Raw genomic sequence first — 23,847 nt, 5'->3', positions numbered from 1 at the left:
CGTTAATCCTGTGTAAGTACCTGAATACCTGCGGCAGTGACCGCAATGACTTTATCGTTGAATAATGTCGCGTTGATAATAGCCTGACTGTCTTCTGTCTGACTAAGCACTAGCTGCTGGCCCGTCACACAGTTTTCATTTGCAGAAATGTTTGCGCGCTCCTGAGACATCACCGTACCGTTAATGGACAATACATAGCCGTTGTTACCAACGACCAGTGCATTATCTCCATCTAATGGCACAATGGAATTGAACGACGCCAGGCTGCAGGTATCCAGCTCGGCCCAACTTTGCAACTCTTCTACATATTCAAAAAGGTGACCGCGAAGCCCGGTAGCAAGCAATCTCCCCCCATCGAAAACAATGTCAAAGAACGAGCCCATGTAATCGATTTCCATGCGCTGCCAAGATTGCCCCATGTCTTCACTCTTCGCCAACAGCCCTGCTTCGCCTGCCAGATATAACATCCCGTCGTGCAAAGATACGCGATTTAAATGCGGCATGATTGAATCGAGTTCAGTCTGATAGAACGCCTCATCTTCCTGACGAATGTCTTCGAGATAGGCCTGATCATCTGGATGCAGCAGCGTTGGATGTTTCTCAACAGTCCAGTTTTGGCCACCGTCCTGAGTACGGTAAAAAATACCATAAGCACCTATCGCAATACCGTGCTGACTGTCAAAAAACAGCACATCCAAAAGGGGCTTCTCTAACTCAGGCAGGAACAATTGCTGTTGCCATGTTTGGCCACGGTCAGCGCTATGAATGATAGTCGTGTCGTGACCTACTGCCCATATGTCATCCCCGACCGTGTCGACGGCTGTCAGAGTCGCAACGGTAGGCACAGATAGTTGTTCAAATGTGTCACCGTCTTCTGATAGCAATACATGACCACGCTCCCCGACTACGACAAGGTGGTTATCGAAGGTGGACATGTCGAGCAGCAGGCTTTCAGTCGCCAGTTTGGCCTGCCAAGATGTCGCTGCTTGCGCTTGCGTAGCGAGTAACGTGATACCGGCTACGTACCGGATAAGTTTTTTCGTATTCATATACCACTGCATTTAAACAAAAAACGGCTGGCACAGCCAACCGTTTTTACTTACCAAATAGTGACTTAACGCTTGCCTTCTCTACGCAGAGCCTGCGGAGTAAACTCGTTGTCACTAGGACGGATGGTGAAATCATACATTGTTTCTTCGTTATCAAGACCAAGGGCCAAATAACGACGAGAGTTCAAATCATGATACACCTCAAGCGTAGTCCAGTGTGTGGGAATTTCATAATAGTTCACACCGTGAGCAACTGCCACACGATATAACTCACCACGATTATCGTACATATCAGCAACGTGGATCTGCCAGCTGTCCTCGTCAATGTAGAACACGCGTTTCTGATAAACATGACGGAACTCATCTTTCAGGTTGGCTTCGACTACCCAAACGCGGTGTTTTTCAAAGCGAGTCAAATCGGGGTTGATGTGCCCCGGTTTGAGGATATCGCTGTATGATGCCTGATCGCTGTGCAGCTTATAGTTATTGTAAGCAATATACATTTCCTGCTTACCTTTTAACTCCCAGTTGTAACGATCTGGTGCGCCATTGAACATATCAAAGTCGTCCGTGGTACGCAGACCATCTGCCGCTGTGCCCGGTGCATCATAAGCAATGTTAGGTGCACGACGTACGCGTCGCTGACCGGTGTTGTACGTCCATGCCTGACGAGGCTCTTTTACCTGGTCCATGGTTTCATGAACCAACAGCGCTGTACCCGCCAAACGCGCAGGATTCGTGATGCTCTGCTTAAATTTCAAAATGACATTTTCTTCAAGCAATTGCTCAGGTGTAATGCCAGGCTCTGCGTATTTAACCATTAGCACGTCGTCAAAGCCGATAACGTTGTAGTCACCTGAAGCGGTAGGCGCGGCCTGACCGCCATAACGCTGAATAGCTACTCCACGATAGCGCAGAATATGATTCCAGATCGCTTCCAAACCATTTTGCGGGATCGGGAAAGGCACACCTAACACTGCGTTACGAATACCGTTACCACCCTCTACGAGTTCAGCACGGGTGGCGTTGGCCTTTGTCGCCGCATACACCTCTTCTGGGTTAGATGCCGTTCTGCGCGTCTGATAAACAGGCATACGGTAGGTATCAGGATATGTATTGAATAGCTCAATCTGGCCTGGACTCAGGAATTTTTCATATTCCTTAACGTTTGATGCCGAGATCACGAAAAGTGGCTTATCATCTGCGAATGGGTCAGGATGATGATCCCCCGGACTATAACCCGCTGGAGGAGTCGTGATACCGCCATTCCAAGCAGGAATGCTACCGTCGGCATTTCCAGCTTTTTCACCACCGAGAGGCGTCAGCGTTGTGCCCAACTTGGCCGCCTCAGCCTCTGAGACTTTGGCAAGTGCTACAGGGCTTGAGACCGACAGAGCGAACGCTGCGGCAAGTAGGGTAAGTTTTGTCTTCATAATACCTCTCATTAGATTGCATACTTAATATTGAAAGAAACGAAGTCACGATCTGCAAGTGCGTTGGCAGTACCGTTTCCACCCCAGAACGAATTGTATGACGCACTGGCTGACCACTTACTCAGATAATCGAACGTGAAAGAAATTGACGCCGATTTAACATCTTCTGTAAACAGGAACAAAGGATTAGGCGTTGTACCGTTCACATCGTGAGAGAATGCAGCGCGTGTTCTTAAGTTTATGCCGCTAAACACGTTGTTATAGTCGGCAACTGCAATGAGGCGGTAGCCCCATGCGCTTTGCGATGCAAATTCATTGGTTTCAGGACCGTTTGACAGTGCGTTATGCAGCCCTTCTCTGAAATTGAGTGTACCGTCTGCATTAACAATCGGCTGCAGAGATGCTGAACGCGGTGTTCCGGGTGTTTCCAGACGAATAACGGACTGGTCAGGCATATCCTGAATACGCACAATACCGGCCTCTCCTAACAGGATGAGGTTATCAGTACCCAGCGCCGGACCGAAGATATGTGACAAGGTAAACTGCGCCTGCACAGTGTCTGAATACAGTGCACCGTCAACGATACCACCAGGACCAACTTCAGGACGGTCAGTCAGATTGTTGTACTGAGAAATACCCGCTAGATCAGGACGCAGTCCTGCTTTTGCCAATTGCTCTGGCATGGCTGCATAGAGCAATTCAACATCGTCCATCTGCAGTGGCTCATCTACACGGTATGCCACTTCACCTTGCAAGGCTGTGGTACCAATATTGGTATTAAAGCTCACACCGTACAATTTGATGTCTTCCGGATAAGTAAATACCGCTTTTGAAAACGTTTTCAGATTAGCGATATTGTCCTCAGTCATGGTGTTTGACGCGAGGTATGCCAGATCCGCACCGATACCTGCTGCGGTAAAGTCAGAAGCGATACCATTTATGATAGGACGCTGGCTGTGGTAATTGATGTGATAGAAGCCGAATTCCGTTTCATTCAAATCTTCTGCAAACCAACCTACCTTAATACCATACTGTCCCTGATTGTCAGCTTGCTCGTCGGCTAAGTCGCCCGGTTGACGCACGCCGACTTTCGTTGCATAGGCAAGCAGTGCGCCAGAAATCGCAGTAGGATTGGCGCCGCTACGCAGAGCATCACCCAATGCATTCATTTCGCTAAGTAAGTGATTTAAATCAATATCAGGGTTACCCGCAAAGCCGAGCTGTATATTGCTCAAATGACCGCCAGCGCCGGCAAAGTCATTGGTCGCGAAATAGCTACCAGCGACGGGTAACAGACTCTTTTCCCAGTCGTACTGGTAATATGCAGAAAGACTCACGGTCTCAGTCAGACCAAGAGAAGCTTGTACCAAACCAACCGGTATGAATATCTCTTTCAGTTCTGCGCCCGGTGCACGTGCACGGGTTACGTCAACAGGGTTTGTGGTATTAATACCATGCTGAATAAGTGTACTTTCACCCCAGCTGACAACCTGCTCACCAACACGAATAGAAAGTGGCATATCGCCAACCCAGGTATCCATGTATGCAAACGCATCTAACAATCTGATATCAGCACAGAGCTCCTGACGGGCATATTTATATGAACATGGATCGGCTTCTTGTCCGGTGATGGGGTTAACCCAGGGACGACTGCCATTGTTTAGCTCGAAATCATAAAAGTAAAAACCACGTGCGAAGAAACCAAAGTCACCGTAGTTAATGTCTAATTCATGTAAACCTGAAAACTGCGATGAAAATGCACTGCCGCTATCAAAGGACAGGTTGCCGAGGTCACCGTTGGTTGAATAACCGCCGTTACCGAGATTCCACACATCGTAAGACGGATAAATCACATTCGTTGCGGCGTTATAACCAGACCAGTCAAACTGCACGCCATTACTGGCGCCTATGCGGCTGAAGTCGCGATCTTCAACTCTGATACTGGTGCCGAGTGTGAAGTTTGAGTCGAGCGTGACAGACACGTCACCAAAATTCCAACTGGCAGCTTGAGTGCTTGCCGCTGAAACCGCCAGCGCACTGGCGAGCGCTACACTGAGTGGTGACTTAGAAAAAGAGGTAGGCCCACGTTGCATATTTTTATTCTCCTTCACTGCAAAAAAATATTGAGCAGTGCTTTAGACCAGTTTAGACGATAGTTAACAAAATGATTACATCATTTAGCGCTAATCGCAAGAACAAATCGTACCAGTTAAATCAAACTGTTTTTTTGTTTCTTTTCAACAGGTTAATTTTCGCCCAAATTCCATATTTAAACACTAAACACGGCGCAGAATGTTATGCCATGCGTTCGAAACTTTTTATTTTATTGTTGCCGTCAATAATTAAACGAAATCGCCCTCTTAACCCATCCCGTCCGACAAACGGACGTAAATTTCGAGTGGGTACCTGGACCCGCTCACCGCTATCGGCGGTCATCACGGCAGAATTTATCCCTGTTTGATACAGGTTTTCGCATTCCGCATAGGACAAGGCTAACGAAAAAGTAAACACTCTGGTGTTGTGCATACTCAGGCACTCAGACTCTTACTCACTTTTTCATACATATCAGCGCTTAAGCTAGGTTCGTCCAGCAATCTGACTAACTGATGCTTCATTTTAGCTTGTCTGTTGTCATCCAGTTTTTGCCATTGTATCAGCGGTGTCAGCAAGCGGGATGCAACCTGAGGATTGACCTTATCTAACCGTAACAGGTAATCCGTCAAAAAACGGTATCCACTGCCTGAACCATGATGAAACCCTGGCGTGTTATAAAACGCGAATGCCCCAATTAACGCGCGCACACGGTTAGGGTTGTTAGCACTGAACTGCGCATGGGCCTGCAGTAACTCTAGCCGGGACAATATATCGTCTCGTGGCGTGGTTGCATGCAAGCCAAACCACTTGTCCAATACCAGAGGTTCATCACGCCAGCGTTTTTCAAACGTCTCCATCAAGCCATCAAACACTTCAGCATCCAGCTGCTGACTTGCTTTCAGTGCTCCAAGGCTATCGGTCATATTATTCGCCAGTTCGAATTGTTCAAAGACCTGAGTATGACCATGTTCTGTCAACGCCAGGTAGTCAAGAATGACGTTGTTAAGGCGGCGCTGCGTGACCTGCTGCTGCTTGTACCGATATGGCGTATTAGCCGAAAATTCACGTAGTTCCTTTATTTTATCAGCCAGTGACGTAGCGATAGTGGCTTTAACGTGCTTGCGTGCAGCATAGAGGCTATCTATATCAACACGGTCAACTTGCTGACAGAGTGTTTCGAAGCTGGGTAATACCAGCACTTCTGCAAGCAGGCCCGGGTTATCGGCACAGCGTTCAAGGACTTTGCCCACACCGTCTACCAGCAAGCCGGTCATGTCAGCACTATCGCCGTTCGCACGTTGATGAATACAGTGACTATAAAACTGCTGACTGGCATCCCATCGGGAAAAATCGTCCTGCGCATGCATTACAATATGCAGTAGCTCATCCGCAGTATACTGATAATCAATCTTTACCGGCGCGGAGAAACCGCCAAGTAATACCGGCACTGGTTTATCGCTAAACTGACCAGGCACGTCATGGCGGTGGTGTTCAGTCACAAGCGGCAGTACTCCCTGCGTTGAACCTGATTCGTCAACAGGCAACGCCGCCCCACTCTGCCGGTCCAGTATTTCAAGTGCAATCGGGATGTGTAATGGTAATTTCTCTCGCTGATCGGCCGTTGGCAAATTTTGCTGTATCAGTGAGAGTGAATAGTGGCCAGATTGCGGATCAAAGGTATCGTCGATGACGACTTTCGGAGTACCAGATTGACCATACCAACGCTTAAACATGGTCAGGTCAATGTCGCTGGCGTCCTGCATGGCGTTAACAAAGTCATCACAGGTTACAGCCTGTCCGTCATGCCTCTCGAAATAGAGATCCATGCCGCGGCGGAATCCATCTCTACCTAACATAGTGTGTAACATGCGAATAACTTCAGCGCCCTTGTCATAGACAGTCACTGTGTAGAAATTATTCATTTCTACCACTTCATCCGGGCGGATGGGATGTGACATGGCACTGGCATCCTCGGCAAACTGATGCTCGCGCATGACTTTGACGTTTTTAATTCGGGTCGTTAATGGATTGGCCATATCAGCGCTGAATTGCTGATCGCGGAACACAGTGAGACCTTCCTTGAGGCTGAGCTGGAACCAGTCTCTGCAGGTCACACGATTCCCCGTCCAATTGTGAAAATATTCGTGCGCGATGACAGATTCTATGTTGTAGTAATCTTCATCTGTTGCCGTCTCGCTGTCAGCCAACACGAATTTGGAATTGAATACGTTTAGGCCCTTATTCTCCATGGCCCCCATGTTAAAGAAATCTACCGCGACAACCATGTAGATATCCAGGTCATATTCCAGCCCGTACTCTTTTTCATCCCAGGCCATCGCCCGTTTCAAAGACGCTATGGCATGGTCACCCAGGTGTGCTTTTCCCTTATCCACAAAAAGTGCAATGTCCACGTTCCGACCGCTGCCAGTTGTGTAGGTGTCTGTCAACACATCAAAATCGCCAGCCACTAATGCAAACAGATAACTAGGTTTCTTAAATGGGTCATGCCAGGTAACAAAGTGCTTGCCATCTTCTGTCATCCCCTCGTCTATCTTATTGCCATTTGACAACAGGTGAGGAAGCGATTTGTCAGCAATGATTGTGACGGTATATTCAGACATGACATCCGGTCTGTCCGGATAATAGGTGATTTTACGGAAGCCCTCTGCTTCACATTGCGTACAGTATGCATCGGCCGCCAAGTACAGACCTTCCAGTGAAGTATTTTCGGCAGGGTTAATGTGCGTCACTATCGTCGTTTCAAACGAATCATCGGCGACATCAATAGTCAGACTCGTGTCGTCATTTCGATAGGCGACGTCTGCGCCATTTACCTGTACTGACAGCAAAGTCAGCTTTTCACCGTCAAGCACCAACGGACGCTGGTGCTGGCCATTGCGCTGTACTTTCAGTATCGCTGTAACCTTTGTCTGATTCGGTTCCAGCCCGAATATTAACCGGGTATGCGACACCAGGAAGTCGGGTTGTTGGTAGTCTGAACGTCGTTTTATCTGGGGTGAAGACATGCTTAACTCCATAGATATTTAGTCGGCCTTGGTCACCACTTGTGGTGGCTGCAATCGCAGGATCTTAATACCGAGGAAGGCGTATATGACTGCGAGAACAGGACTAATTAAGTTAAAGAACGCATAGAAGATATATTCAAACGGATGCACAGCGAGTACGCCATGCATGTACGCACCACAGGTATTCCAGGGGATAAGCGGTGACGTCAGGGTACCACCGTCTTCCAGGCTGCGGGACAGGTTCAGTTGGTCCAAACCACGCTTTTCAAACTCATTTTTGTACATGCGTCCCGGCATCACGATTGCCATGTACTGATCGGCCGTGACCAAGTTGATGCCAATACAGGTAAGAATAGTCCGAAGTACCATATCGCCTGCACTTTTTGCGCCCTTGAGAATGGCACTTACGGCGCGATTAAGCAGCCCGACTTTGTCCAGCACTGCGCCAAAAGACATCGCACAGACAATCAGCCAAATGGTGTTCAGCATGGATGACATACCGCCTCGGCTTAGCAGGTCGTTTAAGCTATCACTGGGTGTTGAGAAACTCACGCCGTCAAACAGTGCCGTCCACACCACAATCAATTGCGCAGTGGCAGATGACACGCCATCTTCGGCCATACTGTTAACGACATCGGTCTGAAATAATATTGCCCATAACGCACCAAGCAGCGCGCCGATTGATACGGCAGGAAATGCAGGCATTTTTCGAAGTGCAAGCACCAGCAGCACCACAAGAGGAACCAGCAAGTGCACGCCTAGTTCAAACTCTGACTGCAGCAACGTTTTCATGGCTTCAATGCTCTGTGCATTGACTTCGTTTGACTCATTCAGCCCCAACAGCAAAAACAGTAACAGCGACAACACAATGCTGGGAATCGTCGTCCACATCATATAGCGAATATGTTCAAACAGGTTTGTACCTGCCACCGCGGGCGCAAGATTCGTGGTTTCCGAAAGAGGCGAGATTTTGTCACCAAAATAGGCACCAGAGATCACCGCGCCGGCCGTCACTGCAGTCGATACGCCCATGCCTTCAGACACGCCCATCAGCGCCACACCGATGGTGGCTGCAGTCGTCCAGGAGCTTCCAATGCTCATCGCGACGATGGCACAAATCAGACAGGTCGCTGCATAAAATACGCTGGGATTTAATAACTCCAGGCCATAATAAATCAGCATAGGGACGGTGCCAGACAGCATCCAGGTGCCGATCAGTGAGCCTACTGCAAAAAGAATCAGACACGCACCAAGAGACATTGAAATCCCTTTAATAATACCTTTTTCGATGCTGTCCCACGTGTGGCCATTTTTCATGCCTATAATGGCGGTTACGCCCATTCCCAACAGCAGCGCAATCTGGTTCGGGCCGTAAGAAGAACTGTCGCCAAACAAAATGACGGCCGCGGCCATCATTGTGACCAGCATCACGATAGGTATCAGTGCATCAAGTAATGACGGCTCTTTAATTGTGCTTTGAGATGATTCTGACATGTGCTCTCCCTAGCCCGTCACTGAACGGTAAAACATTAAGATAATGATCACGGGACAAACAAAACGAATGTACCAGGGCCAGATCTTCCAAAATAGCGTACCTTCAATATCTTCGTTACCGTGTTTGAGTTCCCGCAAAATGGCATCACGACGCCATACCCAGCCAGCAAAAATACAAAGCGCTAAACCAAGCAGAGGCTGACTGTACTGCGTCGTTGCAGAAATGACTAAACCAAATAATTGCTCGAAGTTAAGCATGATGGTAACGCTGGCAACATAAATACCCGCTGCCAACATCCACACTGAGCGTTTACGGCCAAGATTTTTACTCTCAACCAGATATGCGACAGGCACCTCAAGCATCGAGATTGACGACGTCAGTGCTGCAATGACCATCAGTGCAAAGAACGCCAGACCGACAAACAGACCGATTCCCGCCATACTGTCAAACAGTGCAGGTAATACCGTAAAGATAAGGCTATCGCCTTCGATAAGGCTGCCGTCAGCAGCAAAAATTTCCACGCCATTGGCTAGCGCCACGTACATAGCAGGGATAATCAGCATGCCGGCTAAAATTGCCACACCAATATCAACTAGCGCGACAGATGCGCCAAGCGTTGGTAGGTTCTCTGATTTAGACACATAGGAGCCATATACCAGCATGGTGCCCACCCCTAATGACATCGAAAAGAACGCCTGTCCCATGGCACTAATCAATAGATCGGGCTGCCAGACTCTCGAAAAATCGGGCAGAAGATAGGTTTTCCATCCATCAATTGCGCCATCCTGAAAACTGACATACAGGATAAGCAGAACAATGATGATAATCAGCGTGGGCATGAGTCTGACTGACCAGCGTTCGATGCCATTACTCACCCCACCGCTGACAATGGATGCGGTAAGCGCCATAAACACAGCACACAGAATAAGGTTACGGCTTAATGAAAATTCGGTTAACCATGCCGATGCAGTGTCGGCACCTATGACTTCGGTAATTGACTGCAAAAAGAAGGCTATCATCCAGCCGCCCACAATGGCATAAAAGGCCAGAATCATGGAAACGGTGATCCCGCCCCATATACCCGTCAAACGACCAATTTTGGAGCCAGATACCTTGCCCAGCGCGTCAACCATATTCGAGCGGTTTGCACGGCCGATGATCAATTCTGCCATTAACACCGGATAGGCCAGCAAAAATGCCAGCACAATATACACCAGTACAAATGCTGCACCGCCATTACTGGCGACCTGTGTAGGGAAGCCCCAGATGTTACCTAGTCCAACCGCACTGCCTGCTGCAGCAAGGATAAAACCTAATTTAGAAGAAAACTCTCCGCGAGCACTCATGGTTGCCTCTGTTGTTATTGTTATCTTTGTAAAATACGGCTAATGCCTTTACGGGATGGTGATGTTCACATGAAAAAGGGGCTAAGTGTAGCCCCTTGTTGGTTAAATCTGCCGATCATTTAGATGAAAGTGCATATTTGCCCGATTGAATAACATCCAGCGTTATTTTCGCTGCTTCATCCAGGAACGGGTCCAGCTCTTCAAATTCATCTGGTAAATCTTCCAAACTTGCGACCGTTTCTTTGCCCATCCGCTGTAATCTTTCATTCGCACGCTTCAGCTGCTTATCTTCAGCCTCCTGCTTTTCTGCCAGACGCTCGGACTTGACCAGCGATATCGTTTTGCGATCTTTACGCTCTTTATATTCTTCAATGTCAGTGTAGATGTACGCGAACTCAGGATCGGCTTTGATTCTACTCTTGTGATGCTCAGCGATATTCATCACAGTGCTTTCGGTTTCACCGAATGTCGCATAATTAGCGCGTCGGATACTGTCCCAAGGCAATGCGTTTTCTTCCTGACTCTCACCCCACTCTTCAGGATCAATGGCTGATGGGAACTTGATGTCCGGAATAACGCCCTGATGCTGAGTACTGCCGCCGTTGATGCGATAGAACTTAGCGATAGTAAATTGCACAGCACCAAGCGGATTATCGTAGAGGTCATAAATACGTCCCAAGCCACGATGCTGCTGCACGGTTCCTTTACCGAAGGTCTGTTCACCTACAATAAGCGCTCTGCCATAATCCTGCATGGCTGCAGCGAAGATTTCTGACGCAGAGGCACTGTAGCGATCCACCAATACCGTTAACGGTCCATCGTAAAAGACCATGCCGTCAGTGTCGCGATTGACCGTTATACGACCCGCGCCATCACGGATCTGGACAACAGGCCCCTTGTCGATAAACAAACCGGTGAGCAACGTTGCCTCAGTCAGTGAGCCGCCGCCGTTGCCGCGTAAATCGACGATGATGCCATCAACATTTTGTTCGGTCAGCGCAGTGATCTCTTTCTTAACGTCTTTATGTAAGTCGTTGTAGAAAGAAGGTATGGTGATCACACCGATGTTCTGGCCTTGCATCTCGCCCGTTTCAGGTTGATAAACCTTTGACTTGGCCGCCCTGTCTTCAAGCTTAATTTTGTCGCGGGTGAGACTCACAATGCTCGGCGTTGTTGCTTTGGATGAACCTTTTTTCACCTGCAACCGCACCACACTGCCCTTAGGCCCTTTGATAAGCTCGACCACTTCATCTAAACGCCAGCCAATCACATCAACGAACTCTTCGTCATCCTGTGCGACACCGATGATCTTATCTTCTGGTTTTATCTGATTTGACAAATCAGCCGGACCGCCTGGAACGATACTGCGGATCACGGTGTAATCGTCTTCACTCTGCAACACGGCACCAATGCCTTCGAACGACAGGTTCATATCCATTTGGAAGCGGTCGGAATTGCGCGGAGATAAATAGCGAGTATGTGCTTCAATACTGGCAGCAAACGCATTCATCGCAGCCTGGAAAACATCTTCGCTTTTCGTTTGGGTCAGCCGTTTTATGGCACGCTCGTATCGCTTAGTAAGTAGCTCTTTTATCTCTTCTGGCGTTTTATCAGCCAAGTCGAGATTCAATGCGTCATATTTCACGCGCTGACGCCATAACTCATCGAGTTCACGTTGACTGGCAGGCCACTCAGCGTCTTTGCGGTCATAATGGAACGCATCGCCCTTCTTCTCGAAATCGAACGGTTTATCTAATAGAGAAAGTGCGTACTCGTAGCGTTCGATACGCCGCTGTAGGTTGAGCTGGTACATGTCGTAAGCAATTTGCATATTACCGCGCTGCAGTGCGTCATCAAACGCATCGCGATATTTCTCGAAGCCACTAACATCGGCTTGTGTAAAAATATTGCGGTTCATATCGAGCGAACGCAGGAAGCGTTCATAAACCTTGGATGATAGCTCGTCATCAAGGTCGATATCTTTATAGTGTGCGCGGGTGAATAATGCTGAGACTCGCTTGGCGGCTATGGAATGTTGTGCTTCCTGCTCAAGTACTGGTAAAGACTCGGCACTTTCAGTGGTTTTGACAGCCTGAACTGAAAAACAGGTGGTGACTACTACGCCGACCAGCGACAGTCTTAACAATTGCTTCATATTACTACCTCTTGGAACGAGCCAAACGTAACTTATCCTGCTGTACCTTCACAGACATACCCGTATCGAGTTGTACGTTGATCCCATCTTTCGCCACTTCAGTGATCGTTGCAAGCATGGGTTCGCGCCCTACTTTTACCGTCACTCTGGTGCCTGATTTCAAATCATCGTCTGTCAGTTTTTGTGCAGGTACAATGCTCTTTGGCTTCGAATTATTGGGTTTAGTTCCTTTAATTGTAGTTTTTGTTTTTGTAGCTGTTGAATTTTTTGGCCTTTTTGCCCCGCCATTGACGTCCGAACGCGGTTTCTTTGGCCCTTTAGTCTGCTTGCGTTTTTCCGCAACACGAGCTTTGCTTTCCTCAAGCTGCTGCTTTGCGTGCTCCGCATGTTCCTGTTCAATTACCGCATCCTGGTTACCATCAAGGTCGACGCGGTGGGCACCTTCGCGCATGGAATGCAAATAACGCCAGCTGTTTGTATAGTGGCGAAGAGAGGTACGCAATAAGGTTTTGCTGACGCGTTCGTCCTGCTCAAGTCGCTCTGCCAGGTCCTGAAAAATACCGATTTTCAGTGGTTTTGCGTCACCTTCAAGGCTAAAGCAGTTAGGGAAAGATTGCGCTAAGAAGGCAATCACCTCTTTGCTGGTGGTGAATTTTTCCTGCGTATCCATTGCGTCCGCTGGTGTCTCTTTCATGGTATCGGGCATTACTCAATTTCCTCATCATCCCAAGTTGCCAACAGATGGTCAACCCAGTCGCTGAGGTCTACATCATCAATATCGAGCAAGTGTTTGTCGTTACGCCAATTTTCCCAAATAAATTGGAGTACGTTTTCAAGTGTGGTCACGCTGATATCTTCATCAGCGCGATCAAAAGCCATATGTAGAATCGTATTTAGTCTGTCAGCAGCTTCGTCGGCTTGCTCGTCCCAGTCATCCTCAAGATCCGACGCTGTTGCCAACACGACGTGAATGTCGACCAACGATTTCATGACAACGTAGACTCAAAATGTTTTACCACTGCAGTCAGGCCGTGTTGGTCGACATCATCAAATCTGGCAAACTGTGGCGAGTCGATATCTAACACACCATAAAGTTCACCGTTTAACGTCACCGGTATCACAATTTCTGAATTGGAGGCCGAATCGCAGGCGATATGCCCTTTGAATTCGTGCACGTTTTCAATACGTTGAATAGTCATTAATTCAGCAGCTGTGCCGCACACACCTTTACCCATGGCAATTCTGATGCAGGCGGGCTTACCCTGAAAAGGACCAAGTATTAACTGCTGCTGTTTGTACAGATAAAAGCCTGCCCAGTTGATATCTGGCATAGCATGAAACAGCACCGCGCTGATATTGGCCATATTAGCAACGGCATCTGTTTCATCGAACGTTATCGCTTTTACCTGTTCTAGAATCTGCTGGTAGAGTTCAGCTTTATTTGTGGTGGGTTCAATTACTGCGCCAGTGTCCAAAAAACGCTTACCTTGGTAGTTAATGACAATTCTGCGCCGCAGTTTATCAAAACTGTATTCCGGACAGAAGCGCAACGTCCCTATTGTTTAATTTCAAATACAACCTGAACCGTGCTGCTGCTCACTACCTGGCCAGGCAAATCAGCAGCGGCGCTCTCTGCCATCATCATTTGGCGGGTAACTGGCATGGATCTGGCATTGCCATGTTCGGTCATCGACAACACATTACCGAGTTCCACGCCAGCCTGTTTGGCTAGTACCAGAGCTCGCTCCCTTGCATTATCGAATGCACTTTGCAGCGCACGTTGATATACCGCTTCAGAGTTAGACAAACCGAATTGAAAACGTTCCAGACGTGCTGCACCCGCGGCGATAACACCATCAACGACACCTGCGTAATCATCCAGCTGCTTTACAACCACGTTGATTTGACGACTTAATACAAATCCGTTCTGTCTTGAGCCTGTCGCAGTGCGTTCATAAGATGGCGTCAGTGAAATTTGCATTGATTGAATCTGTTTGTGATCGACACCCGCGTCCAATAAATGCGTCACGATTTGATTGACTTTGTGAGATACAGTTTGTTGGAGTTTGGTGACGACTTCACCGCGCTCTTCTACCACGGCGGTGAAGGTAAACTGATCGGGCACAGCTACGCTGTCTCCCGTGCCTGAAACGGTAATGCTGGGTACAGCGTTCGCTGCACCAGCACTCAGAGCAATCAGACAAAACGCGAAAAATATTCTTACGTGCATAAGCGACATCCTAATGACAATACTATCTTTAGTATTGAGCTTAACGCCTCGCTATGAATATTTGCTGAATGGTTTCTTACTCAAGACCACCATGATCAAAGAACACGGCGCTTTCACCAGCAAAACTTACCTTGATGTATTTACCCTTCTCATCACCCCATAAACAAGACAATGTACCGAGCGTTTCCTCGCAACTATCCGCTGAGCCGATAATTGCCTCTACTTCAGGTTTACTCATGCCCATCTTTAGCGCATCGTAATTTTCTTTGGTCATTTTTGTGCACGCGCTTAATGTGAAAATTGCCGCCAGAGCTAGCAATGAAACACCGACTTTTTTCATGCTGTTTTTCCTTATTGTTGTATGCCGTATTGGGTATAGCAAAGGTAGCGCTGTCACGCCACCCAACGCACGTTACTTTAACCAAAAAACCAATAGCTGACTATGATGGCAGTGGTTATCCCTGCCGCATCCGCCGCCAGACAGCAGCCCACAGCATAACGACTGTGTTTAATGCCCACTGCGCCCAGATAGACAGCAAGCACATAAAACGTCGTCTCGGTAGAGCCCTGCAGGACAGAGGCAAGCCTTCCCGCGAATGAATCGGCTCCTTGATGCTGCATCGTTTCAATCATTAACGCGCGTGAGCCGCTGCCACTAAGTGGTTTCATCAGTGCGTTTGGCAAGGCGTCGGTAAATCGGGCATCGATGCCAACAGATTGTGCAGCCATGGCGGTAAAATGCGCCACGTAGTCGAGTATGCCACTTGCTCTTAATACGCCAATCGCAAATAGCATGGCAATCAGATAAGGAATAAGCGTGATGGCTAACTCAAATCCTCTTTTCGCGCCTTCAATAAAAAGCTCGTAGCCATTCAGCGAGCGTCGCCAGGCTACCAACAGGACAATCACAACAAAGCTAAACAATAGTGCATTCGCGATTAGCGATGAAGATGATGCCATTTGTTGTGCAGCCATAGAGCTAAAGTAAGCAATGATTGCTGCTAACAGGGCAAATGCAGCAACGAAATACAACATCACTGTGCGTTGAAATATATTGATTTTCTGTACCCAGCAGGTAATCAACAGCCCTGCCAGTGTTGACGCGCTGGTGGCTAACAAGATGGGAATAAACACATCTGTAGGTGATGCAGCGCCCTGCTCGGCCCGATACAAAAATACGGTAATAGGAAACAGTGTGACCGACGACGTATTCAACACCAGAAACAAAATCTGACTGTTGGTTATTGTGTCGGGCGTGTTGTTCAGGCTTTGCATGTCCTGCATCGCTTTGATGCCAAATGGCGTAGCGGCATTATCCAATCCCAGCACGTTGGCGGACATGTTCATGGTCACACTGCCGATAGCGGGGTGACCGCACGGTATATCAGGCATCAACCGGCGCAATAATGGCTCTATGAAGCGTGACACGCTGGCTATCATCCCTGCCCGCTCTGCGACGTTGAATATCCCCAACCAAAACGCTAAAAGACCGATAAGCCCGATCGCAATATCAACACTGAGACGTGCCATACTGGTGACCGCATCCATACTGGTCGCAAACGCCTGAGTCTCGCCCAATATAAACGCCTGATAGCACGTGGCCAGAAAAGCGCTAACGATAAACGCCAGCCAAATACGGTGCAGCACAGTAGCCTCGCTTTATTCTTGTTATTCTGCGAAGCCTTAGTCTAGCGCATCATCATGCGCTACGTTAAGCGTTACGCTAAAACCGCTTTGAGACTGGCAAGACAATAATCGATATTTTTGTCGCTGCAACCATGCCCCATCAGACCAATACGCCATACCTTTCCGGCTAGTGGACCAAGCCCCGCACCAATCTCCAGGTCAAATTCGTTCAGCAAACGCGTACGAATTGCAGCATCGTCTATGCCAGGGGGGATATTAACAACATTAAGCTGAGGCAACCGATACTGTTCGTCTACAACAAATGACAGACCCATAGAAACCAGACCATCATGCAATTTAGCATGTTTATTTGCATGTCGTTGCCAGGCGTTTTCAAGCCCTTCCTGATGCAACATCAGTAATGACTCGTGCAGTGCATACAAACTATTAACCGGAGCAGTATGATGGTAGGCACGCTTGGCACCCTCGCCCCAGTATCCCATGACTAATTCCATGTCCAAAAACCAGCTCTGCGTCTTGTTGCGTCTTTGTTTGATTCTTTCAACGGCCCGCGGACCAAAGGAAACGGGAGACAGGCCCGGCACACAGGACAGGCACTTTTGCGAGCCCGAATAAATCGCATCAATGCCCCATTCATCCACACGAAGCTCAATGCCACCCAGCGCAGTCACTGCATCTACAATAGTCAGACAGTCGTAACGCCTGGCGATATCGCACAGTAATGCCGCATCATTGCGCACGCCTGTACTGGTTTCCGCATGTACGAATGCCACAAACTGCGCATCCGGATGCTGCTTTAGGGCGTCCTCTAACTTATTCGCATCTGTCGGCTTACCCCAATCATCCTCAATCAAAATGGGGATGCCTCCACAGCGCTCGACGTTTTCCTTCATGCGCCCGCCGAATACACCATTTTGACACACCACCACTTTGTCGCCCGGCTGAACTAAGTTCACGAAACAGGCTTCCATTCCCGCTGACCCGGGCGCGGAAATAGGCATGGTTAGCTCATTGTCGGTCATGAACGCATATTGCAAAAGCTGCTTGATGTCGTTCATCAAACCGACGAACTGTGGATCAAGGTGACCAATCGTCGGTTTTGACAAGGCCTGTAAAACCTGAGGGTGGATATCCGAGGGACCTGGTCCCATCAGCGTTCTAAGTGGAGGTACAAAAGACTGCACGGGAAAACTCCAGTTATTGATGATTTATTTGCATTGTGAGCGCGTTGTAGAGAGACCACAACCGTTCAATAGTCGACATAAATACTGAAAATGAGGATGATGACTGCCATGCTTATTAGTGATGCAAGACCTGTTCATAAAATATTCACAAACTGTGCAAAACCTGTGCACAGGCCCCGCTATGACGGCTGTTGAGTGAGTAATGAATTGATTCTTTGAGCAAAATCGCCACATTGAACAAAAAATTGTTTAGTTTTCGTTCAATAATGTTCTACAATGATCGTCTCTGTTAATCATTTATGATTACTTCTCCCAAAGAAGCACAGAGTTAGCGCACGGCTCAAACCTTTTGAGCCATTCCCCTAAGCCCAGGACTAGCAATAGCTCTGGGCCTTTTTTATTCCGTTTCCTGTTTAAGAGTAGCAAGATAGTGCTGCGCTTTTTGTTTGTAATGCTCAGCAGATTCAACAAACATATCGCACTTGTCAGCGGGGATGGTTTTCACCACCCTGGCTGGGCTGCCCATGACAAGCGAATAATCGGGGATCTCCATGTTCTCAGTCACCAGACTGTTGGCCCCGATGAGGCAATGTTTGCCAATTTTGGCACCATTAAGTACCACTGCATTAATGCCAATCAGGCTGTAGTCTCCAATCGTACAGCCATGCAGCATAACTTTATGCCCCACGGTAACGCCCTTGCCAATAACGAGCGGACAGCCTTCATCGACATGTAATACCGAGCCATCCTGAATATTGGTCTCTTCACCAATAATAATATCGTCGTTATCTGCGCGGATCACAGCGTTAAACCATACGCTACTGTGATCTTTCAACTGCGCAGAGCCAATTACGCAGGCACCTGGTGCAATAAATACCTGCTTGCCTTTGGTCACTTTTCGCTGTTCAAGACTGAATATCATAATTTACTCCGTCACCTGTCGCATAAGTCCTTCCTGCATGGTTGACGCCACCAAGTGACCTTCTTTATTAAAGATTTGACCGCGAACCAACCCTCGCGCAGAACCGCTAAATGGACTGTCCATTTGATAAAGCAGCCACTCGCTGAAATCAAATGGACGATGAAACCACATTGCATGATCAATGGTGGCCATCATCAAGCCCTTATGGGTAACGGCAATACCATGCGGTTGCAGAGACGTACTCAAAAAATGGTAATCCGACGCATACGCCAGCATGGCCTGATTAATTGCCAGATCAGGCTGTGAAGGCTCCTGTGCACGCATCCAGATTGAACGCATTGGATCCCTTACTTCACTCTGATAGGAAGTAGCCGCGTCGACGGTACGCACATCCAGCGGTCTATGGTAGGCAAGCGCCTCACGCATTCTTTCACTGATACGGTGAATATTATTTTCGTAGCATTTTATATCTGGCTCCACCTCATCAGGGGGCGGCACGTTTGGCATATCCGCGAACTGATGCTCCAGACCCTGCTCCTGCCCCTGAAACGATGCCGTCATATAGAAAATGTTTTTTCCGTTTTGAATCGCCTTTATCCGCCGCGCAGAAAAACTCCCACCATCTCGTATTTGTTCAACTTCATACACGACTGGCAATGATGCATCGCCCGGCAGGAGGAAATATGAGTGGAAAGAATGACATAACCTGCCCTCTGGCACGGTACGCTGGGCGGCACACAGTGCCTGAGCCAATACCTGACCGCCGAACAGGGCCCGAAAGCCCAGATCCCAACTCTGGCCGCGGAACAGGCAGCTTTCAATGGATTCAAGCTGCAGCAAATCCGATAACTTAATGTTTGTTGTCATGGTGTGTGGAGACTCTTTTAATCAATTAGTTAGCGATTTGTCGAGGGTTGCGAGGGTAATACTTATCCGGCATTCGGGCAACGTGTTCAAAAAAGCGGGTGTCTTTGTAGGGCAGCTTCATAAAGCCTGAAATACCGATGCCGTCAATGTGTGGCACCAATGCAATAATACGCCCCAGCAAGTCTGCAAATTCACTCTCTCGGCTGTGGTCGAGCAACGTGTAATAACTGTGGATTTTGAGGTGCGTAGGTAATGCTTCAAAAATGATGCAGCCTGTGTGGTGTATCGCGTTAAGGCGCTCCAACAGTGTTAACATTGGCGGCGGTAACGCAAGTAATTCATCCGGATCTTCGCCGTCTTCAAAATAGGAATGCATCCTGGATTCATCTTCCACCACGGATACGTTACTCACCTCGTAGGGTATGAACATGCCTTGTGAAGGTGTAAACGGTTCATCTTCACTGTCCCGCTCAATATGCAAGGTATCTTTAGCGTTGAACATGCAGCTTTTAAAGATGCCGACACGATGAATGGCTCTGGCAAGGTTAACCACGTTGTTAACCGCAGATTCAAAGGATTGTCTGAGGCTTTGTTCATATAAATTCAGGCTGGAATCAATATAAACACCATCAGGCTGCCACCTGACTGCCAGTCCCCCAACTACTGGAAAACGCCCAAGCCTGCCAACCGCGGCGATAAAGGCTTTTTCAGCTTCTCCCATGCCCTGCATATAATTTTTATAATATCGTTCAAACTGCGCGTCATTGACATATTTCAGCTCATGTTCGTTATCCAGTCCTTCCTGCCGTAAAAAAGATTTTCTCGAGCTATAAACAACGGTCTCGATATCACGGTGTTCAACATGGGACCACACAGGCAGGAGGCTGGCTGGCGGCACCACTACGCTATCGCTGTGAAATACGATGTGCCGGATACTGTGAATATTACGCAGCAGATAGTCTCCGGCTTGCCTTCGCAACTGTGCGTCATCACCCAACATGGCGTCCAGTGGCTCAGCTAAAAGACGCGGTAAATTAAGAGCCGCGGCTGGGATCACATGTCTGCCAAATCGACAGGATTGCCCGGAGGCCAGCGCATAGAGCGTACTGGCCATGCCCTGTTCATCAAAGCGTGGTGAAGAAAGGCCACCGTTAAGTTGTTCATCGCCAATGAAATACACATCACCTAACCGAGCGTTAGTTTGCTGCATATCACCTGACATCAGATCCATGATGTTGTTGCCCACAAACTGCCCTGTCTCATCAAGTTGAGCAAACACAGACGAGCCCCAGTCAATCAGTCCTATACTTTCATCATCTGGATTAAATACCACGTTGGAAGGTTTGATATCGCCGTGGACGATGGGCTTTGCTTCGCCGTTTTGCTGAAATTCACGCAGCGCAATCAGGACATCGCACAACTGTGCAGCAATTTTGACCACTAACCGTGGCGGTAAAGGTCCTTGCTCAAGACTGTACCTTTCAAGATCCAACCCGCGCGCCCTTTGCATCACCAGGATCGCCTGCTTGCCGATTCGCTGGAATTCAACTAGCTGCGGGACATGAGGATGGTCGACATGATTCAGCATGAATGCTTCTTCTTCGAGGCGATCCTGCACGTGTTGAGGAAGGTTAATGCGTGAAAATTTAAATACCAACTCCTCACCCTGCGGACTACGCCCTGCAAACGCAAATCCAAACGCGCCTTTGCCAATCATCTCAATATCCATATAGCCAAGCAGCTTGAGCTGCTCGGTGCACAACTTAAACCAGTCTTTTAGCTTCTGAGCATCCTTGTGCGACAGCAGATAAATCGATTGTTCTTCAGGTATATAAAAGTGTTTTAGCTCCTGTGCGCGTTTCATTAGTCAGTCACTCTCTTTTAACCACTGACAATGAAAGTGTCCTTTGCCTTGCTCAGATAAAATGTCATGCAGCGTTTTAATGCCGGAATGAATGTCCTTATCAAACTGCCACGGCGCGTTAAACAATAGCATTCCAGAGCCAACCATTCCTACGTCAGTTTGTTGATCATCAACAGTGAGTCGCACATCAAGCGAAGCAACATCTAGTGTGGTAGAGAGTTCATTGACCATTTTTTCACTCAATCCACGCTTTTCAGCTGCTCGGGCCGTCAGAATGGGATACCAGATTGCGACTATCGCCTGTGGCCATTTTTTTAATAATGAGATAACACACTGCGCGACTTGTTGATATTCCCTACGCTGCTCGTAAGGTGGGTCAATAAGCACGAGACCACGGCGAATGTCTGGTGGGCTTAAGGCCAACACACCTTCAAAGCCGTCACGATGATGGATATGCGTCAGAGGTGACTTAACGTTTTGCCTCAATGCCTGAATTTCTGTCGGATGCAGCTCCATTAGCTGGGCGCGGTCCTGTTCCCGTAACATGGTCGAGGCCAGATAACATGAGCCCGGATAAAGGCGTTGGGCGATAAATGGCTCAAGCTGTTGCTTAAAACGCTGTAGTGCATTATCCGTCACTGCAGCGTTCATCAGACGGGCTACTCCGTTGGCATATTCGCCGGTTTTCTGTGACTGCTCTGAGCTCAGGTCATAGAGCCCGGCACCGCTGTGTGTATCGATATAGATGAAAGGCTTGTTTTTCTTTTGTAAACGCTCAATCAGCGCAAATAAACAGAAGTGTTTGATTAAATCGGCGTGATTGCCAGCATGGAAACCGTGGAGATAACTGAGCAAAGTTGTGTTCTAACTGGTGAAATCTGTACTCAAGTGTACGCATCAAAGAGCGTAAAGAAAACCCGTCTTGCGACGGGTTTAATTAAAGTCAAGCGTCAGCACATCTCTATCGCAGCGCAGTAAGCATGGTCACTGGATTTTCAAGATAGCTGCGCCACAGATTGCTAAACCTTACCATGGTCGCTCCGTCAATGATCCTGTGATCACCAGACCAGCTAATATGCATGATATTGGCGGCAACCACATTATCATTATCATCAAAACGTGGCAGGCGCTGTATCTTGCCTAACGCCACAATAGCTGACTCAGGGGCGTTGATGACTGGCGTGGCGACCGTTCCGCCTATCACGCCAATATTAGAGATACTGATTGTGCCACCTTTCAAATCATCGCTGGATAAGCGCCCTTCTCTGCCTAGCTCTGTCAGACGTCCGATATCCTGCGCAATTTCAAAGATAGACTTGTTCTGGACCTGTTTGATGTTGGGTACCAGCAGGCCAACTTTGGAGTCGACAGCCATGCCGATGTTGTGATCGTCAAAATAGGTGATCTCAGTGCAGTCATCATTCACCTGACTGTTGATGACCGGGAATTTGGTCAACGCCAGTGACAACGCTTTGACGATAAATGGCATATAGCTTAGCTTCACGCCCTGCTTTTCAAACTCAGGTTTAAGCTGCGCTCGCAGTGCGATAAGGGCATTCATATTGACCTCATCACTGACAGAGAAATGCGGGATGGTAAACACAGATTTGGTCATCTGCTTGGCCATTGCCGCTTTCATGCCTTTAATTGGCTCTGTGCGCGTACCTGAGGAGCTGACCGCTACCTTTTGCGTCGCTTTCTGCGCAGTAGCGTGCGGCTGTGCAGCACCAGAGGGGGCATTTTCAAGCACATCCTGTTTGAGGATGCGGCCCTTTTTGCCAGAGCCTTTCACGGCAGACAAATCAATATTCTGCTCGCGGGCTATGCGCCTGACAGCCGGGCTGGCCAACACTTTACCCGGAATGACTACCGGCGGCTCAAACTGTCCCGCATCGAACGGGTTGCTATCCTCCAAACTGACAGGCGCTTTATTTTGTGCAGAAGATGGCTTTTCAGCAACCTGCTCACTGTTATTGGCGTCGTCAGTGTAGATAGAAAACAGAGGCGTATGAACTTTGGCGATATCGCCCTGACGGTAATAGTGCTTACCGATTGTGCCTGCGTACTTTGAGGGTATCTCAACCACGGCTTTATCAGTCATTACCTCAACAACTGCCTGATCTTCGGCAACCTGTTCACCCTCGTCGACCAACCATTTGATCAGTTCGCATTCAACGATGCCCTCACCAATATCTGGCAAAATAAAATCAATTGCATCATTAGAGGCAGGCGCGTTAGCTGCTGCAGCCAGAGCTTCTGATGATTCAGCTTGTTGTTCAGCACTTGCGTTACCGTCTATTTCCATCGCGAAAAGTGGCTCATGCACCTTGGCGATGTCACCGACTTTGTAATACAGCTTTTTCACCACCCCAGAATGCATAGCGGGGATTTGTACCGTTGCTTTATCGGTCATCACTTCGGCAACAGGCTGGTCTTCCTGGATCTGCTGTCCTTCTTCGACCAACCACTCAATCAACTCACATTCAACGATGCCTTCGCCAATATCAGGCAGTATAAAATCAGTCATCACTGTCT

Annotated in this window: 20 protein-coding genes; all 20 read right to left on the bottom strand. The window is 48.3% G+C overall.

Translation table 11 applies throughout. The features are described from left to right. Positions 1 to 2 precede the first annotated feature (2 nt). The 20 genes from G441_RS0102435 to G441_RS0102345 all read right to left on the bottom strand — a co-directional run bounded on the left by G441_RS0102435 (position 3) and on the right by G441_RS0102345 (position 23,839). Positions 3 to 1,049, bottom strand: a complete 1,047-nt coding sequence (locus G441_RS0102435) for a WD40/YVTN/BNR-like repeat-containing protein (protein ID WP_051275314.1) — start codon at positions 1,047 to 1,049, stop codon at positions 3 to 5. A gap of 65 nt (positions 1,050 to 1,114) precedes the next feature. After that, positions 1,115 to 2,482 carry a DUF1329 domain-containing protein gene (locus G441_RS0102430; protein WP_026374882.1) on the bottom strand — a complete coding sequence of 456 codons (1,368 nt, stop codon included), beginning with the start codon at positions 2,480 to 2,482 and terminating at the stop codon, positions 1,115 to 1,117. Between the two features lie 11 nt (positions 2,483 to 2,493). Beyond that, on the bottom strand, positions 2,494 to 4,575 hold the full coding sequence (locus G441_RS0102425; protein WP_026374881.1) for a DUF1302 domain-containing protein: 2,082 nt from the start codon (positions 4,573 to 4,575) through the stop codon (positions 2,494 to 2,496). A gap of 202 nt (positions 4,576 to 4,777) precedes the next feature. Continuing rightward, positions 4,778 to 5,008, bottom strand: coding sequence for a DUF2835 family protein (locus G441_RS19470; protein WP_084407246.1), 231 nt, complete (start codon positions 5,006 to 5,008; stop codon positions 4,778 to 4,780). Between the two features lie 2 nt (positions 5,009 to 5,010). Continuing rightward, positions 5,011 to 7,602 carry an aminopeptidase N gene (pepN, locus tag G441_RS0102420; RefSeq protein WP_026374880.1) on the bottom strand — a complete coding sequence of 864 codons (2,592 nt, stop codon included), beginning with the start codon at positions 7,600 to 7,602 and terminating at the stop codon, positions 5,011 to 5,013. An 18-nt stretch (positions 7,603 to 7,620) separates the two neighbouring features. Next, positions 7,621 to 9,096: a Na+/H+ antiporter NhaC gene (gene nhaC / locus G441_RS0102415; protein WP_026374879.1), complete on the bottom strand. Its 1,476-nt coding sequence runs from the start codon at positions 9,094 to 9,096 to the stop codon at positions 7,621 to 7,623. Between the two features lie 9 nt (positions 9,097 to 9,105). Then, positions 9,106 to 10,443, bottom strand: coding sequence for a sodium-dependent transporter (locus G441_RS0102410; protein ID WP_026374878.1), 1,338 nt, complete (start codon positions 10,441 to 10,443; stop codon positions 9,106 to 9,108). 115 nt (positions 10,444 to 10,558) lie between these two features. Further along, on the bottom strand, positions 10,559 to 12,598 hold the full coding sequence (gene prc, locus G441_RS0102405; RefSeq protein WP_026374877.1) for a carboxy terminal-processing peptidase: 2,040 nt from the start codon (positions 12,596 to 12,598) through the stop codon (positions 10,559 to 10,561). A gap of 4 nt (positions 12,599 to 12,602) precedes the next feature. Further along, positions 12,603 to 13,268, bottom strand: a complete 666-nt coding sequence (proQ, locus tag G441_RS0102400; protein ID WP_026374876.1) for an RNA chaperone ProQ — start codon at positions 13,266 to 13,268, stop codon at positions 12,603 to 12,605. 35 nt (positions 13,269 to 13,303) lie between these two features. Next, positions 13,304 to 13,588: a hypothetical protein gene (locus G441_RS0102395; RefSeq protein WP_026374875.1), complete on the bottom strand. Its 285-nt coding sequence runs from the start codon at positions 13,586 to 13,588 to the stop codon at positions 13,304 to 13,306. Then, complete coding sequence (locus tag G441_RS0102390; RefSeq protein WP_240485065.1) at positions 13,585 to 14,073, bottom strand: GAF domain-containing protein; 489 nt, start codon at positions 14,071 to 14,073, stop codon at positions 13,585 to 13,587. Before G441_RS0102390 ends, G441_RS0102395 begins: the two co-directional genes overlap by 4 nt. A gap of 80 nt (positions 14,074 to 14,153) precedes the next feature. Continuing rightward, positions 14,154 to 14,828 carry an SIMPL domain-containing protein gene (locus tag G441_RS17730; protein ID WP_169726037.1) on the bottom strand — a complete coding sequence of 225 codons (675 nt, stop codon included), beginning with the start codon at positions 14,826 to 14,828 and terminating at the stop codon, positions 14,154 to 14,156. A gap of 76 nt (positions 14,829 to 14,904) precedes the next feature. After that, the gene (locus tag G441_RS0102380) at positions 14,905 to 15,168 is read right to left on the bottom strand and encodes a lipoprotein (RefSeq protein ID WP_026374873.1); all 264 of its coding nucleotides are present in this window, start codon (positions 15,166 to 15,168) and stop codon (positions 14,905 to 14,907) included. Between the two features lie 77 nt (positions 15,169 to 15,245). Beyond that, on the bottom strand, positions 15,246 to 16,475 hold the full coding sequence (locus tag G441_RS0102375; protein ID WP_026374872.1) for a nucleoside recognition domain-containing protein: 1,230 nt from the start codon (positions 16,473 to 16,475) through the stop codon (positions 15,246 to 15,248). 71 nt (positions 16,476 to 16,546) lie between these two features. Next, entirely contained in the window at positions 16,547 to 17,626 is a 1,080-nt protein-coding gene (locus tag G441_RS0102370; RefSeq protein WP_051275276.1) for a pyridoxal-phosphate-dependent aminotransferase family protein, read from the bottom strand. A 430-nt stretch (positions 17,627 to 18,056) separates the two neighbouring features. Continuing rightward, on the bottom strand, positions 18,057 to 18,581 hold the full coding sequence (locus G441_RS0102365) for a gamma carbonic anhydrase family protein (RefSeq protein WP_026374870.1): 525 nt from the start codon (positions 18,579 to 18,581) through the stop codon (positions 18,057 to 18,059). A 3-nt stretch (positions 18,582 to 18,584) separates the two neighbouring features. Continuing rightward, positions 18,585 to 19,448: an acyl-CoA thioesterase domain-containing protein gene (locus G441_RS0102360; RefSeq protein ID WP_034474138.1), complete on the bottom strand. Its 864-nt coding sequence runs from the start codon at positions 19,446 to 19,448 to the stop codon at positions 18,585 to 18,587. Positions 19,449 to 19,473: 25 nt separating this feature from the next. Beyond that, positions 19,474 to 21,312: a protein kinase domain-containing protein gene (locus G441_RS0102355; RefSeq protein WP_026374868.1), complete on the bottom strand. Its 1,839-nt coding sequence runs from the start codon at positions 21,310 to 21,312 to the stop codon at positions 19,474 to 19,476. Positions 21,313 to 21,315: 3 nt separating this feature from the next. Continuing rightward, positions 21,316 to 22,167 carry a 23S rRNA (adenine(2030)-N(6))-methyltransferase RlmJ gene (locus tag G441_RS0102350; protein WP_026374867.1) on the bottom strand — a complete coding sequence of 284 codons (852 nt, stop codon included), beginning with the start codon at positions 22,165 to 22,167 and terminating at the stop codon, positions 21,316 to 21,318. Between the two features lie 106 nt (positions 22,168 to 22,273). Beyond that, positions 22,274 to 23,839, bottom strand: a complete 1,566-nt coding sequence (locus G441_RS0102345; protein ID WP_026374866.1) for a dihydrolipoyllysine-residue acetyltransferase — start codon at positions 23,837 to 23,839, stop codon at positions 22,274 to 22,276. Positions 23,840 to 23,847 lie beyond the last annotated feature (8 nt).

Origin of the sequence: Aestuariibacter salexigens DSM 15300, assembly GCF_000429145.1 — a bacterium.
In the GTDB taxonomy this organism is placed as follows: domain Bacteria; phylum Pseudomonadota; class Gammaproteobacteria; order Enterobacterales; family Alteromonadaceae; genus Aestuariibacter; species Aestuariibacter salexigens.
The sequence above is the reverse complement of the archived record's forward strand: the minus strand, read 5'-3'. Positions and strand labels throughout refer to the sequence as shown.